The sequence below is a fragment of the Flavobacterium koreense genome (genome assembly GCF_054776075.1).
Map to the genome: position 1 here is coordinate 424,166 of NZ_BAAHCF010000002.1, position 13,155 is coordinate 437,320.

The window sequence follows — 13,155 nt, forward strand, 5'->3', positions numbered from 1 at the left end:
CATGCTGAAGAATTTCAGTAGCGAATGGTTTGCGCATTTTTGTAATCCATTTTCCTGCTTTACGTTACAATACTTGCAAAAAAAGCAAGTATTTTCTCTTCAATCAGGGCTAATTAGCAAACCATTTAAATAAAATCAAAATTCTAAAATCGTTAATCTTAAATCATAAATAAACTATGAGTTTACAATCAAAAATAATGGACGTAATGAAAGATGCCATGCGTTCTAAAGATACCGTGGCATTGGAAGCATTAAGAGCTATCAAATCAGAATTATTGTTAGCACAAACTGCAACAGGTTCAAAAGAAGAAATTTCTGAAGCTGACGAAATCAAAATTTTACAGAAACTTGTAAAAATGAGAAAAGATAGCGCCGAAATTTATAAAACGCAAAATCGTCCTGATTTAGCTGAACCAGAATTAGCGCAAATTACTGTAATCGAACAATTCTTGCCAGCACAACTTTCAGAAGCTGAAGTAGAAGCAATCGTTTCTAAAATCATTGCAGAAACTGGAGCGTCAGGAATCGCATCAATGGGAAAAGTAATGGGATTAGCCTCAGCACAAATCGGCGGACAAGCAGAAGGAAAAACGATTTCAGCTATAGTTAAAAAATTATTAGTTTAATTTATAAGTAATTAGTAAAAAGTGATTAGTAATTAGCTATTCACTTTTCACTAATCACTTTTCACTAAATTGGCTTCGTAGTTCAACTGGATAGAATATCAGATTTCGGCTCTGATGGTTGCAGGTTCGAACCCTGCCGAGGTCACTAACAACCAAATCATTTGATTATATTATACCTTCTTTTTGCTGGAGTAGCAGCATTTTTTTTCTTTGTTGTTTACTCAGTAATCGAGGAAAAATATGGTGTGCTTTTCAATAAACCATTTTACATTCATTTTTATCCAACTGTAAAAACATTAGATGCTAATCAATCCTATGTTTTAAACAAGCAATTTGATTATTACAATTCACTCTCAGATAAAAAGAAAAAATACTTCGAACATCGAGTTGCAACTTTCATCGAACGATACGAATTCATAGGTAAAGAAGATTTTATAATAACTGATGAAGTTCAGGTTTTGATTGCCTCGACGTCTGTAATGTTAACCTTTGGTTTGAGGAATTATTTGTACACCAATATTGACAAAGTAATCGTTTATCCATCGGTTTATTACTCAGAAATTAATGATGCTTATCACAAAGGAGAATACAATCCGCGAATGAAGGCTATTGTTTTCTCATGGGAAGATTTCAAAGCAGGTTACGAAATTAAAAACGATAATTTAAATCTCGGAATCCATGAATTTGCTCACGTTCTTCATCTTCACGGTATGAACAGTCAAGACACAAGTGCCATAATTTTTTCAAGAATGTATGATCGAATTCGAAGAGAAGTTGACCATCCTGTAAACAGAGAACGATTAATCAATTCTGATTATTTCAGGATTTATGCTTACACCAATCCGTTTGAATTTTTAGCTGTAATTATCGAACATTATTTTGAATCACCTCATTTATTCAAACAAGAATTTCCAAAACTTTTCGAAAATGTAAGCAAAATGTTGAATCATAAGCACTAGCTTTATTAAATTAAAATTTAAACATATGAAATCGCTCATTAACACAAGTTTGCATAAGCAAACACCAATAAATAAAAAGCGATAACATATATGACCGCTAAAAAACAACTTTTACATATATGAAAATAGTAAATTATTTATTGCTTTTGGCTTTTGTTTCATGTACAACTGCAACTAAAAAAGAAGCCTTGTTATTCTCATTTCCTAAAAAAATTAAGGAAGTTTCGGGAATAAAAACAGTGCCTAATTCTGATTTAATTTGGGCAATCCAAGATAGCGGAAATCCTAATAAAATATACGGAATTGACCAAAATGGAGAAGCTTTACAAACAATTACAATAACTAACGCTGTAAACAACGATTGGGAAGATATTACTTCTGACGGCAAAGGAAATTTATATGTCGGAGATTTTGGAAATAATGATAACGACCGAAAAGACTTGTCAATTTTTAAAATAAATAATGAAAACCTTGGGAAATCTGAAGTAGCATCAGATTATTCCATCACATTTAATTATCCTGAACAAACCGACTTTCCGCCCAATAAAAAGGAATTATTTTATGATTGCGAAGGTTTTTTCGAAATGGACAATCACTTTTATTTGGTAACAAAAAACAGAAGTAAAAACTTTGACGGAACAACTTTTCTGTATAAAATTCCAAATATCCCTGGAAATCATCAAGCTGTTTTACTTGGAAAATTTAAAACGTGCAGCGATTATGATTCTTGCGTAATTACAAGTGCTGCAATAAGTCAAGACCATAAAAAAGTAGCCATTTTAGGTCATGATACCGTTTGGGTTTTCGAAAATTTTAATGGTGACAATTTCCTTGAAGGAAAAGTAACATCCTATCAACTTGATAATTTTTCTCAAAAAGAAGCCATTTGCTTTAAGGACAATAACACCTTATTTATAGCAGATGAAATTGATAAAAAAAATGGTGGAGGTGATTTATATCAATACATTATTTCTGATTTAAAAACTAGAAAATAAGACCAAATCATCTTGGAGTTAAAGTTTGACATGAGCTAAAACGCCATAAAATTATTGCATTTAAAATCAACCATTTTTAAAAACAGCTTTAACGGTTTCTTCATAATTTCGAATGCTTTTTGCTTTTCTAATATTTTTTTCAACCTTATGAGGATTGTCAAAAGTGGTTGAAAAGTATTCCCACAAATGGTGCATTTTCAATAAAATATGAGTCGCACCAGATAACGATTCGCTATAACCTTGATAGAGTGTTTCATGAAAATCACAGAATAATTCCATTTTGTTTTTAGGATATTCTAAAGTGTTTTCTTTAATCATACTTGGCAAAAAAGGATCAGAAATCAATCCTCTTCCAATCATCCAATGGTCAATTGTAGGAAATAATTCTTGCATTTCTCTAAACTTTGCTACCGAAGTAATATCGCCATTGTAATATAATTTGTGTTTGGTAGTGTCAATACATTTTTGAAAAGCTTCTAAATGAACGCCACCTTTGTAAAGTTGTTTTCCAATACGAGCGTGAATGGCAATATTTTTAATTGGATATTTATCAAGAATTGGTAAAACATCTAGAATTTCATCTGTAGTATCATAACCCAATCGCATTTTCATAGAAACAATAATGTCAGATTCGGAATGAACTTTATTTAGAATAGCATCAATTTTTTCGGATTCTTTTATTAATCCCGAACCCATTCCACATTTTGTCACCATCGGATAAGGACAACCTAAATTCCAATTTAATTCTTTATAGCCTAATTCCTGAACATATTTTGCTACAAATAAAAATTCGTCAGCATCGTTAGTTATTACTTGCGGAATGCATTCTAGCGTGTTATTGTTTTCAGGAAGTAAATCACGCTCATAAGATGACTTAATAACTAGTTTTCCGTTCAAGCGAATGTAAGGCGAATAGAAAGTGTCAATTCCGCCAAAATACTTGTTTTGGGCGTTTCTAAAACGAAAGTCGGTAAATCCTTGTAAGGGTGAAGATAATAAGGTATAACTCATGAAATTTGATGTTGTGCAAACTTAATAATCTTTTATCAACTATCTGATTTTTGTCATGTTTATATTTTGTATCAAGTGGTAACTTTAATCAATTATTTTAAAGTTAAATGTCATGAAAAAAAATGTACCAGTGTCAACTATAATGACATCAAATGTAATAAAGTTAAATCTATCAGATGATTTAACCAAAGCAGAAAGTTTATTCAAGAAACATCATATCAGACATATTCCTGTTGTTAGCGGAAATCATATTGTTGGAATGTTAAGTTACACCGATTTATTGCGAATTTCCTTTGCAGATGCTATTGATGATGATGAATTAGAAGTTGATGTAACCGTTTACAATATGTTTTCTGTAGAACAGGTTATGGCAAGAAATTTAGTAAAAGTTTCTCCAGACACCACAATAAAAGAAGTAGCAGAAATATTGTCTAAAAGAGAGTTTCATGCTTTGCCAGTAGTTCTCGATGAACTTTTGGTAGGAATAGTAACCACAACCGATTTAATAAAGTATTTAATAGACCAATACTAAAAATAAATGCTCCAATTGGAGCATTTAATATTTATATTGAAGTCATTTTCTTTAAAAAATTTTCTATTTTTGGTAACTATAAATCTAAAATTATGAAAATTAAATATTATCTGGTTTTGTTGTTAGTGTTTAGTGGTCAATTTTCAAATGCCAATGGGGTTGAAAACAAAGTTATTTGGTTTTCATCGTATGAAGAAAAAGTGAATGACCCAGTTATTCCGCCATTACCTAATTTACACGAATGTGATGACAATAACGATGGAATTGCATTTTTTAATCTTAATACTCAAACTCCAATTATTTTAGTATCTCAATCAACTGCAGCTTCCAATTATTCTGTTAGTTATCATATTACGGCTACAGATGCAGTTACAGGTGCTAATCCAATCTCTAATACAAGTTCATATATAAATTTATCTAATTCACAAACTATATATGCTCGAGTTCAAAATAATAGTACTTCACAGTTTGAAGTTGGTAATTTTCAGTTAATTGTAAATCCCTTGCCTACACTTATTACACCACCGAATTTTTCAACTTGTGATACTGATGGTGTTAATGATGGTTTTTATTCGTTTTCATTGAGTTCATTAATTCCATCTATAGTAGGTGGGAACGCATCAAGCATAGTAACTTTTTATGATACTTTGGCAAATGCTCAAAGTAATACAAATCCTATTTCAAATCTAGGACTCTACCAAACATACACACATAACATCTGGATTAGAGTTACTAATCCTGTTACAGGATGTTATACTATAAGTAGCTTTAACACAACTGTTGAGCAATTACCACAACCAATTATTTTAGCAAATTCTAATGTTATTTGTGTAGATTATGCTACTAATAATTTATTAACGTCACAAACGTTAACGGCAGTAAATACAACTAGTTACTTGATTCAAAATCCACCAACATCTTATTCGTATCAGTGGTATAATGATGGAGTTCCTGTTGGAGTAGGTTCAACTTATACAATTAGCTCACCATTACCAGATTCAGGTTCGAGTGAATATTCTGTTGTAATGATTAGTAATTCGATTTTAAGTTGTAATGGAGTTTCTGCACCATTCAGTATTGTTCAATCAGGACCAGCATCTCCAATTGGAATAGGTTACTCCATTGTAAACAATTCAGGAAATCAAGTTATTACAGTAGAAGTTGAAGGGTATGGTTCTTACGAATATCAATTAGATAGTGGACCACAACAAAGCAGTAATGTGTTTTCAAATGTAACTCTTGGAACTCATACGATTACGGTTTATGATATTGAAGGAGGTGTTAATTATAGTTGTAATCCAATTAATATTACCAATGTTAATGTCAATCTAACACCAACGCCACCACCGACTGGAAATGCTATTCAATCATTTAATCAAGGAGCAACTTTAGCAAATATGCAAGTTACTGGTCAAAATATTCAGTGGTATTCTGGAGCTAATAAAAATGCAGTTTCATTACCATTGCCAACAAATACTCTTTTAGTAGATGGCACAACCTATTTTGCTTCTCAAAAAATTGGAGGTTATGAAAGTACAACTAGACTTCCAGTAACAGCACAAATTGTTTTGGCTAATGCTGAGTTTGAATTGAGTGGATTGGTATTTGCACCTAATCCGGTTTCTAATATTCTCAAAATAAAGAGTGATGAAGTTATTAATGAAGTAAGTGTATATAATTTTTTAGGACAAATTGTTTTAAATAAAAAAACAGTTGGTTCTGAAATTGAAATTGATTTAACATCACTAAATACAGCAAATTATTTTGTAAAAGTGCAATCAGGAAATAAAAATAGTAACTTTAAAATAGCTAAATATTAAGCAAAAAAATACCACTAAATTAACTTAGTGGTATTTTTTTACAGAAAATAATCTGCTACACTTTAGTTAACTTTTTCAAAGCGCTTATAGTTTCAGTAGGGTTTTCGGCTTTAAAAACAAAATTTCCTGCGACTAGAACATCTGCGCCAGCTTCGACTAATTGAACAGCATTTTTACTAGTTACTCCACCATCAATTTCAATGATAGTTGAGGCATTGTTTCTAGTTATAATCTCTTTTAGTTGTCTTACTTTTTTATAGGTGTTTTCAATGAATGATTGTCCACCAAAACCAGGATTTACACTCATTATGCAAACCATGTCAATGTCTTTAATCACATCTTCAAGTAAACTTACATTGGTATGAGGATTTAGAGCAACTCCAGCTTTCATTCCTTCGGATTTTATAGCTTGTAATGTTCTGTGTAAATGCGTGCAAGCTTCATAATGAACAGTAAGTATATTCGAACCTAAATCAGCGAAAGTTTTAATATATCTGTCAGGATCGACAATCATTAAGTGAACATCGATTGTTTTTTTAGCATGTTTAGAAATAGCTTCCAAAACTGGCATTCCAAAAGAAATATTCGGAACAAAAACACCATCCATAATATCAATATGAAACCAATCGGCTTCACTATTATTAATCATTTCGATGTCGCGTTGTAAGTTGGCAAAATCAGCAGCAAGAACTGATGGTGCAATAAGTGTGTTCTTCATTTTGTAGTTTGTGTTGTTTATTCTGAATTTATTTCAGAATCTTTTGTACTTGCAAAGGTAAATTATATTTAAAGAATCTGAAACTACTTTGTTGAGAATCTGAAACGAGTTCAATAGAATCTGAAACGAGTTCAATAGAATCTGAAACGAGTTCAGATTAAAAAGCAAAACTCCGGTAATCAGCCGGAGTTTCAATCATCAATCAAAAAACGAACAGTTTTGAAACTGTTGTTGCGTTTATAGTGTTACACTGAGCTCGGTTTATATTGAGCTTGTCGAAATATCGAAGTGTTAACCTAAATATGTTTTCAAGATTTTACTTCTTGATGTATGTTTTAATCTACGGATTGCTTTTTCTTTAATTTGACGCACACGCTCACGAGTTAAGTCAAAAGTTTCTCCAATTTCTTCTAAAGTCATTGGATGTTGATCGCCTAATCCAAAATACAAACGAACTACGTCTGCTTCTCTTGGAGTTAAAGTTTCTAACGAACGCTCAATTTCTGTACGTAATGATTCGTGAATTAATTCTCTATCAGGATTTGGAGATTCACCAGAACGTAAAACGTCGTATAGGTTAGAATCTTCTCCTTCAACAAGAGGTGCATCCATTGATAAATGACGACCAGAGTTTTTCATTGACTCTTTTACATCATTTACTGTCATATCAAGTTCTTTTGCAATTTCTTCAGCAGAAGGTGGTCTTTCGTTAGATTGCTCTAATAAAGCATACATTTTGTTGATTTTATTGATAGAACCAATTTTATTTAATGGCAAACGAACGATACGAGATTGTTCTGCAAGCGCTTGAAGAATTGATTGACGAATCCACCAAACCGCATAAGAAATGAATTTGAAACCACGAGTTTCATCAAAACGTTGTGCTGCTTTAATCAAACCTAAATTTCCTTCATTAATTAAATCAGGAAGAGTTAGTCCTTGATTTTGGTATTGCTTAGCAACAGAAACCACAAAACGTAAGTTAGCTTTAGTCAATTTTTCTAAAGCACGTTGGTCACCAGCTTTGATACGTTGTGCTAACTCAACTTCTTCGTCAGCAGTAATAAGGTCAACTTTACCAATTTCTTGTAAGTATTTGTCTAAAGAAGCAGTTTCACGATTAGTTACCTGCTTGGTGATTTTAAGTTGTCTCATGTATTTTTTTTCCTTTACTTTAAAGTGTTCAGGTAGTTATACGTTATGAGTTACAAAAAAGTTACAAAATCATTAATTATTTTTAAAAAAGTAAATCAACCTGATTGTTTAATTGCTCGATGTAATAATCAATTTTTCGGTTGGCACGATTAAAAAACAAATTTTGTTCCTTAATTCCAGATTGGTTCAATGCTTTAGAATTTAGAATTTGCTGATTAAAAAACTGGTGTACATTTTTACAACTTTCTTTATTATCTGTAATAAAATAACCTAACAATGTATAAGGAATAAACATCGTGAGCTTTTCTTCAGTTTCAATTAACATATTGTTGTTGAGCAAAATCAACTCATTGTAGTATATAGAATAATTCGAATTGAATTTGTTTGATTTGTCTTTTATCAAATTCAAAATCCGTTTTAAATCTAAATACAATGCTGTTGCACTTTTAAAATTCAGCAAGCCAGATTCGTAAAAATATAATATTTGCTGCAAACTACTATTGATTGTTGTATCGTTCCAAACTTCTTTTACAGTAACTTTTTCATATATTTTTTTCAACTTTTGAGTATGTTCCATAAACGATTCGTCGATAACAAAGTTCTCAAAAGATACGTTAGATTGATTCGGATTTAACAACGTCAACCAAACGTAGGCTTTAAATTTTGACATTATAGTTCCTTCCATAAAATAAAATAGCGGAATATCTTTAGCTGAATAATATAAAGTTGCGTTTTCGTTAGTTGCTAATTGTTCAATGCGCTCAGCCGATTTTTTAAAATAGGAAAGCATGTCTTTTAGTGAAGTTATTTCTATGGTTTTTTCAACAATTACTTTATCGTTTTTTAAAAACAATTTGTCTAGCGAAATGTTAAAATGATTTGCCAATAGCAATGTTTCATCAATAGAAAATTTACTCTTGCCCGAAACTCTTCGGTGTGCGGCATCATAACTACTATTTAGAATAGCAGAAATTTCATCATTTAAGGAAGCTGAACTTGAAAGTTGCTTTCTAATTTCTTTTAAAAGTAGTTCTTGATTCGTCATAGTTTGCGATAATCACAAATATATAAATTTTATTTATTAAATATCGCCAATACACTTGTATTAATCACAATAATTTTGAACTGTAATTTTAAAACTATTATTATGAAAAAAACAATGAAAAAAAGTTTAGAATCTTTCAATAGGATGGATTTAAAAAGATATTCAAAGATTATTAATGTTTATTTAAGAAGGAAATCGAAATTTTTATTACTGTTTCTAATTTCTTCTTGTAGTGTTCAAAATGAGGTAAATAAAGATGATTACCACCATATTTCTAAGACATTTTCTGCTAAATTTTATGACAAGTTGGATACTGTTAATGTACAATATGATAATAGGATCTTTACTAGAAGTTTAACAAAAGAGTTTACAAATAATGACAATGTAGATTATACAAAACCAATTCAAGTTCAAATTATCGATAACGAATTGTATTTAAAATTCAGTGATAAAAATAACAAAGACTATGTTTTAAAGTTTTTTGGAAAATATTCAAAGCGAAAGTTTGTTTTTTATACAAACTATGAAACAATCACATTTCCAATTCTTTTTATTAGAAAAGAAATGTCAAAATATTCAGTTTATTTATCAAAAGAAGACGAAATAATTTTTGAAAATCATAATGTAAACGAAGGCATGTTGTTACTATTTGGCGCTGGTAGTTCTTCTAATAAAGATTATAAATTTAAACTTATAAATAATGAATAAAATGATGTTTTTAGTTTTGATAGCATTTAAGATGAATGCTCAAGACACGATTGTTTTTCCTAAAATTGATTTGTATAAAAGAAATATAATTGAGGTAAGCTATGGAAAGCCTTTAGGACAGTTATCAGACAAGTATGAAAGTTCGATTAATACTGCGTTTTATATGAGAACAAAAATTGCTAAACGACAGTTTATAGATTTTGGTGCTGAGCTAAGTGGTATTATTAATGGAAGAGCAATAGATTATAAAGTTAATGATGAGATTATTTCTTTGGATGGGAGCAAGTCTAGTTTTTTATTAGGTTTGAGATATGCCAGATTTATTGTACAATCTAAAGGTAAAAATTTTCATATAGAATCTAATACAGGTTTAGGTTGGAAATATCTGCATTATAGTAAGCCAGAAACCGAAGAATTTAAAAACATAGATTTAAAACCTGCTCTAAATACAATTTGTTTCTCGCAAGGATTTAAAACTGTGATTTATGGTTTTGGTTTGCATTGTTGTTATCACTATTCTCCCTACACACTTTTTAATTCTAAAGCAGAAAGTGATTTTGGATCATCATCTCTAAATTTTGGTTTGTCTGGAAGTTGGAATTTTTAATATTGTAATCAAAAAAACAAAACCCCAAGTCAACTAAATGAATTGGGGTTTTCTATATTATAAAAAATAGTTATTCAACATCAAAATATTCTTTCAAATACACAGGAATACCTTCGTCTGAAAAACCTTCAATTACAATTTCAAATGTTCCATTTTTATCAGAAGTATAAAATGATATATTTGATGTGTTTATATCTAATTCTGGTAACCAAAGTAACTGATATCTGTAATCTGGTATTCTGTCTAAGCTTGATTTATCAGCATAATTTGGTTTGAAATAATTTTTCTTTAATACTGGTAAATCTATTGTTCTTTTTATAATAAAGTTGCCTTTGAGTTTACTTTCAAAATCTTGTTTTTTCGTGATGAAACTAATTAAACCACTAAACAACTTATTACCATAAGCATAACCACTATTGATAGTGCAAATTTTATAAATATCTGATGCTTTGTATTCGAATAGTTCATTAATATCTTGAACAACTAATCCATCGATTAACACTAATGGAGATTCCTCAACATCTGTGTAAGGGTCATAATCATTTAATCGCAAAGAATATTTACCATCATTTTTATTGTAGTTCACCTCTTTTACTACCTCAATAATGGTTTCTTTAATAGTTGGAAAACGATTGTAATTATCTAAGATATATTCATTTACAAAAGGTTCGTAAAATAGAGTAGGATAATTGATTTTGGCCAGTGTATCTGCTTTTTTTGTGTAATAGGTATTCTCTATTTGACTAGCAATGGAATGTTCTTCAATAACTGATTTTAAATCGGACGATAAGGTGTAATCATTTTCAAATTTCAAATTTGATTTATTCAAAGTAAATGAATCATCAACATATATAGTGAACTCATCTTTTGATTTATCGGCTATTTGAATAATTATGTTTGAATCAAAATAAGCTTTGTCAATAGAAAAATAAAATTTACCATCAGCTTTAGTTTTAACTAATTTGGTAGTAAAAGATTTTCCTGGAATTGAAAGCGAAACCGAAATATTGCTAATGGAGTTTAAATTGTCTTTACTTGAAATTTTTCCACTTATAATTTCACCTCTTAATTCTGGTAGAATATAGTTATTTTCGTCAAGAATTATTTTTTGGTCAGCATCTGAATTTTTAAAATCAGTTGGGTTGATTTTTGAAATAGCAGGTAAATCCTGAACTTTTCTAACAGATAATGAATAGCTTCCTTTTTTCAGTAACTCATTTTGAATCGAAAGTTTCAAGTTTATCGATTCTCTAGTTGTAAATTTTTTCTTATCCAAACCTACAGTTAATCCAGAATTGGAAACTTCCGGTGATTCTTTTAAAATGCTATTTTTAGAACTTATTTTATTTTCAGAATCAGATTGAAATGGATTTATAATTGTAATTTCAGATTCAAATGATTTTGATTCTAATTTGTTTTGCATCCATTTGGTGTAAGCTAAAAGCTTGTAAGTTCCAGTTTTTATTGTAGATGGAATAAAAAAATCACCTTGAGCAATTCCAGTAGTTAAAAATAACTTATGCTTAAAAAGTACTTGATTGTTTGCTCCAATAAGTTCTAAATAAGCTACTTTACTTATTTTGCTTTGTTTGTAATCTTCTGGATTTAAACAATATAATTTGTAAAATAAAGTTTCTCCAGAGACAAAAGAAGTAGCGTTTAGATGCAAGTAAACAGTTTCGCTTGTTGAAATTGTAGGCACATCTTTCTGAGCCCAAATATTTGAACTAGTTATTATAAAGAGTACTATTAATATTTTTTTTAGTCTATCCAAAATGTAGGTCTTATGTTAGATGAAAATGAAGTGCAATCTCCGCATGGAGTAGGGTATAATTCATAAATATTATTACTAAAATTGAAATATACCATATTACCAGAGCTTAAAACACTCAAAACAGTATATCCAGCGCAAGTAAAGTCAAATGGTGAAAAGCAATATTTTAAAAAGACCTCTGGATCATCATTACCCAGTAGAGGATCTGGATTGCACTTGTAAGGATATTTTGGTTGTAGTTGATTTGGGAAAACATCTTCAAAATTAAAAAAGATTCTTTGTGTCGAAACAGATGAAACTTCAAAATAGCCAATCACTTTTTCATCAGGATTTTCAACACTTTTTATATTACCAAAGAAAAATCCAGGTTGGTTTTGTGATAAAATTCCATCAGAACCAGATAACTCTTTCAATGTTTTATAGAAGGTATGTGAAGCTAAGTTTTGCACATATTGTTTAACTAGAATACTATATCTATTTGCAATTGTATAGTCACTATCTTTAATAAATCTTACTGGAAAAATAACCCTATCTTCAGATAAATCATTAGTACTTGTCAAAATTATTTTGTCTGATTTTTTTGTTGTAAAACAAAATTGAGCTTCTTCAGTTCTTGGAACTAAATCTATAACACCTGGTGATGGTGTTGGAGTAACAACCGCTTTTACAGGTAACCATCTAGGCGCAATTATTTTGTGTGTTTCTTCGTATTCAAACCTGTAATATTTTGAACTGTTAGTTGGATCAAAACTATTTACAATCATTTCTGCACCTCTTACTCCATTTACATTAGTTGCTGTAGGCACAATGCTTTGAATACTTGTTTCATGTGTTAGAACTTCAGTTGTTGAAACATAACTTCTTCCATTGTCAGTGATTATTTTTAACTGATATTGTCTGTTTGGTTCGGCTTTAAATTCATTTACAGAAACATATTTATTTCCTTGTTCGGCAAAGTCATAAGTATTACCTAAATTGTCTTTCAAAATAACAACAGCATCCGACACTGTTGTTGGAAAATTTTCTTCCAATTTATAGGTTTTAGTAATTTTAACTTCTTGGTATTTCAGTTCGTTAGTTATTGTAGCTTCTATTACTAAAGCTTCTTCATAGTTGTTAGTTTGAAGTGCATAAGGTTCAGTACAACTTACAAAAAACGTAGCTGATAAAATAAGAATGAAAATTTTATTTACATAATTTTTCAT

The 13,155-nt window shown here is 30.1% G+C and carries 13 protein-coding genes and 1 tRNA gene; 8 read left to right on the top strand and 6 right to left on the bottom strand.

Going from position 1 to position 13,155, the window contains the following annotated elements:
* Positions 1 to 176: 176 nt before the first annotated feature.
* The 4 genes from ACYU7A_RS02215 to ACYU7A_RS02230 all read left to right on the top strand — a co-directional run bounded on the left by ACYU7A_RS02215 (position 177) and on the right by ACYU7A_RS02230 (position 2,580).
* Complete coding sequence (locus ACYU7A_RS02215; protein WP_344815435.1) at positions 177 to 626, top strand: GatB/YqeY domain-containing protein; 450 nt, start codon at positions 177 to 179, stop codon at positions 624 to 626.
* 71 nt (positions 627 to 697) lie between these two features.
* A tRNA-Arg gene (locus ACYU7A_RS02220) sits at positions 698 to 771 on the top strand.
* Between the two features lie 16 nt (positions 772 to 787).
* Complete coding sequence (locus ACYU7A_RS02225) at positions 788 to 1,585, top strand: zinc-dependent peptidase (RefSeq protein WP_460573945.1); 798 nt, start codon at positions 788 to 790, stop codon at positions 1,583 to 1,585.
* A 119-nt stretch (positions 1,586 to 1,704) separates the two neighbouring features.
* Positions 1,705 to 2,580 (top strand): hypothetical protein, encoded by an 876-nt coding sequence (locus tag ACYU7A_RS02230; RefSeq protein WP_460573947.1) that lies wholly within the window; start codon positions 1,705 to 1,707, stop codon positions 2,578 to 2,580.
* Positions 2,581 to 2,646: 66 nt separating this feature from the next.
* Here the strand turns inward: ACYU7A_RS02230 and ACYU7A_RS02235 are convergent, their stop codons facing one another.
* Complete coding sequence (locus ACYU7A_RS02235; RefSeq protein ID WP_460573949.1) at positions 2,647 to 3,591, bottom strand: tRNA dihydrouridine synthase; 945 nt, start codon at positions 3,589 to 3,591, stop codon at positions 2,647 to 2,649.
* 112 nt (positions 3,592 to 3,703) lie between these two features.
* Here ACYU7A_RS02235 and ACYU7A_RS02240 point away from each other — a divergent pair, with 112 nt between their 5' ends.
* Both ACYU7A_RS02240 and ACYU7A_RS02245 read left to right on the top strand, forming a co-directional pair.
* Positions 3,704 to 4,123 carry a CBS domain-containing protein gene (locus tag ACYU7A_RS02240; protein WP_460573951.1) on the top strand — a complete coding sequence of 140 codons (420 nt, stop codon included), beginning with the start codon at positions 3,704 to 3,706 and terminating at the stop codon, positions 4,121 to 4,123.
* A gap of 92 nt (positions 4,124 to 4,215) precedes the next feature.
* The gene (locus ACYU7A_RS02245) at positions 4,216 to 5,943 is read left to right on the top strand and encodes a T9SS type A sorting domain-containing protein (protein WP_460573953.1); all 1,728 of its coding nucleotides are present in this window, start codon (positions 4,216 to 4,218) and stop codon (positions 5,941 to 5,943) included.
* A gap of 55 nt (positions 5,944 to 5,998) precedes the next feature.
* Here the strand turns inward: ACYU7A_RS02245 and rpe are convergent, their stop codons facing one another.
* From rpe to ACYU7A_RS02260, 3 genes are all read right to left on the bottom strand, one after another.
* Complete coding sequence (gene rpe, locus ACYU7A_RS02250) at positions 5,999 to 6,661, bottom strand: ribulose-phosphate 3-epimerase (protein ID WP_460573955.1); 663 nt, start codon at positions 6,659 to 6,661, stop codon at positions 5,999 to 6,001.
* Positions 6,662 to 6,952: 291 nt separating this feature from the next.
* A complete protein-coding gene (locus tag ACYU7A_RS02255; RefSeq protein ID WP_007804760.1) occupies positions 6,953 to 7,816 on the bottom strand; it encodes a sigma-70 family RNA polymerase sigma factor in 864 nt (287 codons plus the stop codon).
* Between the two features lie 82 nt (positions 7,817 to 7,898).
* Complete coding sequence (locus tag ACYU7A_RS02260) at positions 7,899 to 8,861, bottom strand: hypothetical protein (protein ID WP_460573957.1); 963 nt, start codon at positions 8,859 to 8,861, stop codon at positions 7,899 to 7,901.
* Positions 8,862 to 8,963: 102 nt separating this feature from the next.
* On the opposite strand from ACYU7A_RS02260, the gene ACYU7A_RS02265 reads away from it, so the two are divergent.
* Together ACYU7A_RS02265 and ACYU7A_RS02270 are read left to right on the top strand one after the other, a co-directional pair.
* A complete protein-coding gene (locus ACYU7A_RS02265; RefSeq protein ID WP_460573959.1) occupies positions 8,964 to 9,569 on the top strand; it encodes a hypothetical protein in 606 nt (201 codons plus the stop codon).
* Entirely contained in the window at positions 9,562 to 10,176 is a 615-nt protein-coding gene (locus ACYU7A_RS02270; RefSeq protein ID WP_460573961.1) for a hypothetical protein, read from the top strand. Before ACYU7A_RS02265 ends, ACYU7A_RS02270 begins: the two co-directional genes overlap by 8 nt.
* Before the next feature lie 70 nt (positions 10,177 to 10,246).
* On the opposite strand, the gene ACYU7A_RS02275 is transcribed toward ACYU7A_RS02270, so the two are convergent.
* Together ACYU7A_RS02275 and ACYU7A_RS02280 are read right to left on the bottom strand one after the other, a co-directional pair.
* The gene (locus ACYU7A_RS02275; RefSeq protein ID WP_460573963.1) at positions 10,247 to 11,950 is read right to left on the bottom strand and encodes a hypothetical protein; all 1,704 of its coding nucleotides are present in this window, start codon (positions 11,948 to 11,950) and stop codon (positions 10,247 to 10,249) included.
* Positions 11,938 to 13,155 (bottom strand): DUF4249 domain-containing protein, encoded by a 1,218-nt coding sequence (locus ACYU7A_RS02280; protein WP_460573965.1) that lies wholly within the window; start codon positions 13,153 to 13,155, stop codon positions 11,938 to 11,940. Before ACYU7A_RS02280 ends, ACYU7A_RS02275 begins: the two co-directional genes overlap by 13 nt.

Coding starts and splice junctions, on each gene's coding strand:
- ACYU7A_RS02230 (WP_460573947.1), top strand. CDS start 1,705: ATGAAAATAGTAAATTATTTATTGCTTTTGGCTTTTGTTTCATGTACA.
- rpe (WP_460573955.1), bottom strand. CDS start 6,661: ATGAAGAACACACTTATTGCACCATCAGTTCTTGCTGCTGATTTTGCC.
- ACYU7A_RS02240 (WP_460573951.1), top strand. CDS start 3,704: ATGAAAAAAAATGTACCAGTGTCAACTATAATGACATCAAATGTAATA.
- ACYU7A_RS02260 (WP_460573957.1), bottom strand. CDS start 8,861: ATGACGAATCAAGAACTACTTTTAAAAGAAATTAGAAAGCAACTTTCA.
- ACYU7A_RS02270 (WP_460573961.1), top strand. CDS start 9,562: ATGAATAAAATGATGTTTTTAGTTTTGATAGCATTTAAGATGAATGCT.
- ACYU7A_RS02265 (WP_460573959.1), top strand. CDS start 8,964: ATGAAAAAAACAATGAAAAAAAGTTTAGAATCTTTCAATAGGATGGAT.
- ACYU7A_RS02235 (WP_460573949.1), bottom strand. CDS start 3,591: ATGAGTTATACCTTATTATCTTCACCCTTACAAGGATTTACCGACTTT.
- ACYU7A_RS02215 (WP_344815435.1), top strand. CDS start 177: ATGAGTTTACAATCAAAAATAATGGACGTAATGAAAGATGCCATGCGT.
- ACYU7A_RS02280 (WP_460573965.1), bottom strand. CDS start 13,155: ATGAAAAATTATGTAAATAAAATTTTCATTCTTATTTTATCAGCTACG.
- ACYU7A_RS02245 (WP_460573953.1), top strand. CDS start 4,216: ATGAAAATTAAATATTATCTGGTTTTGTTGTTAGTGTTTAGTGGTCAA.
- ACYU7A_RS02255 (WP_007804760.1), bottom strand. CDS start 7,816: ATGAGACAACTTAAAATCACCAAGCAGGTAACTAATCGTGAAACTGCT.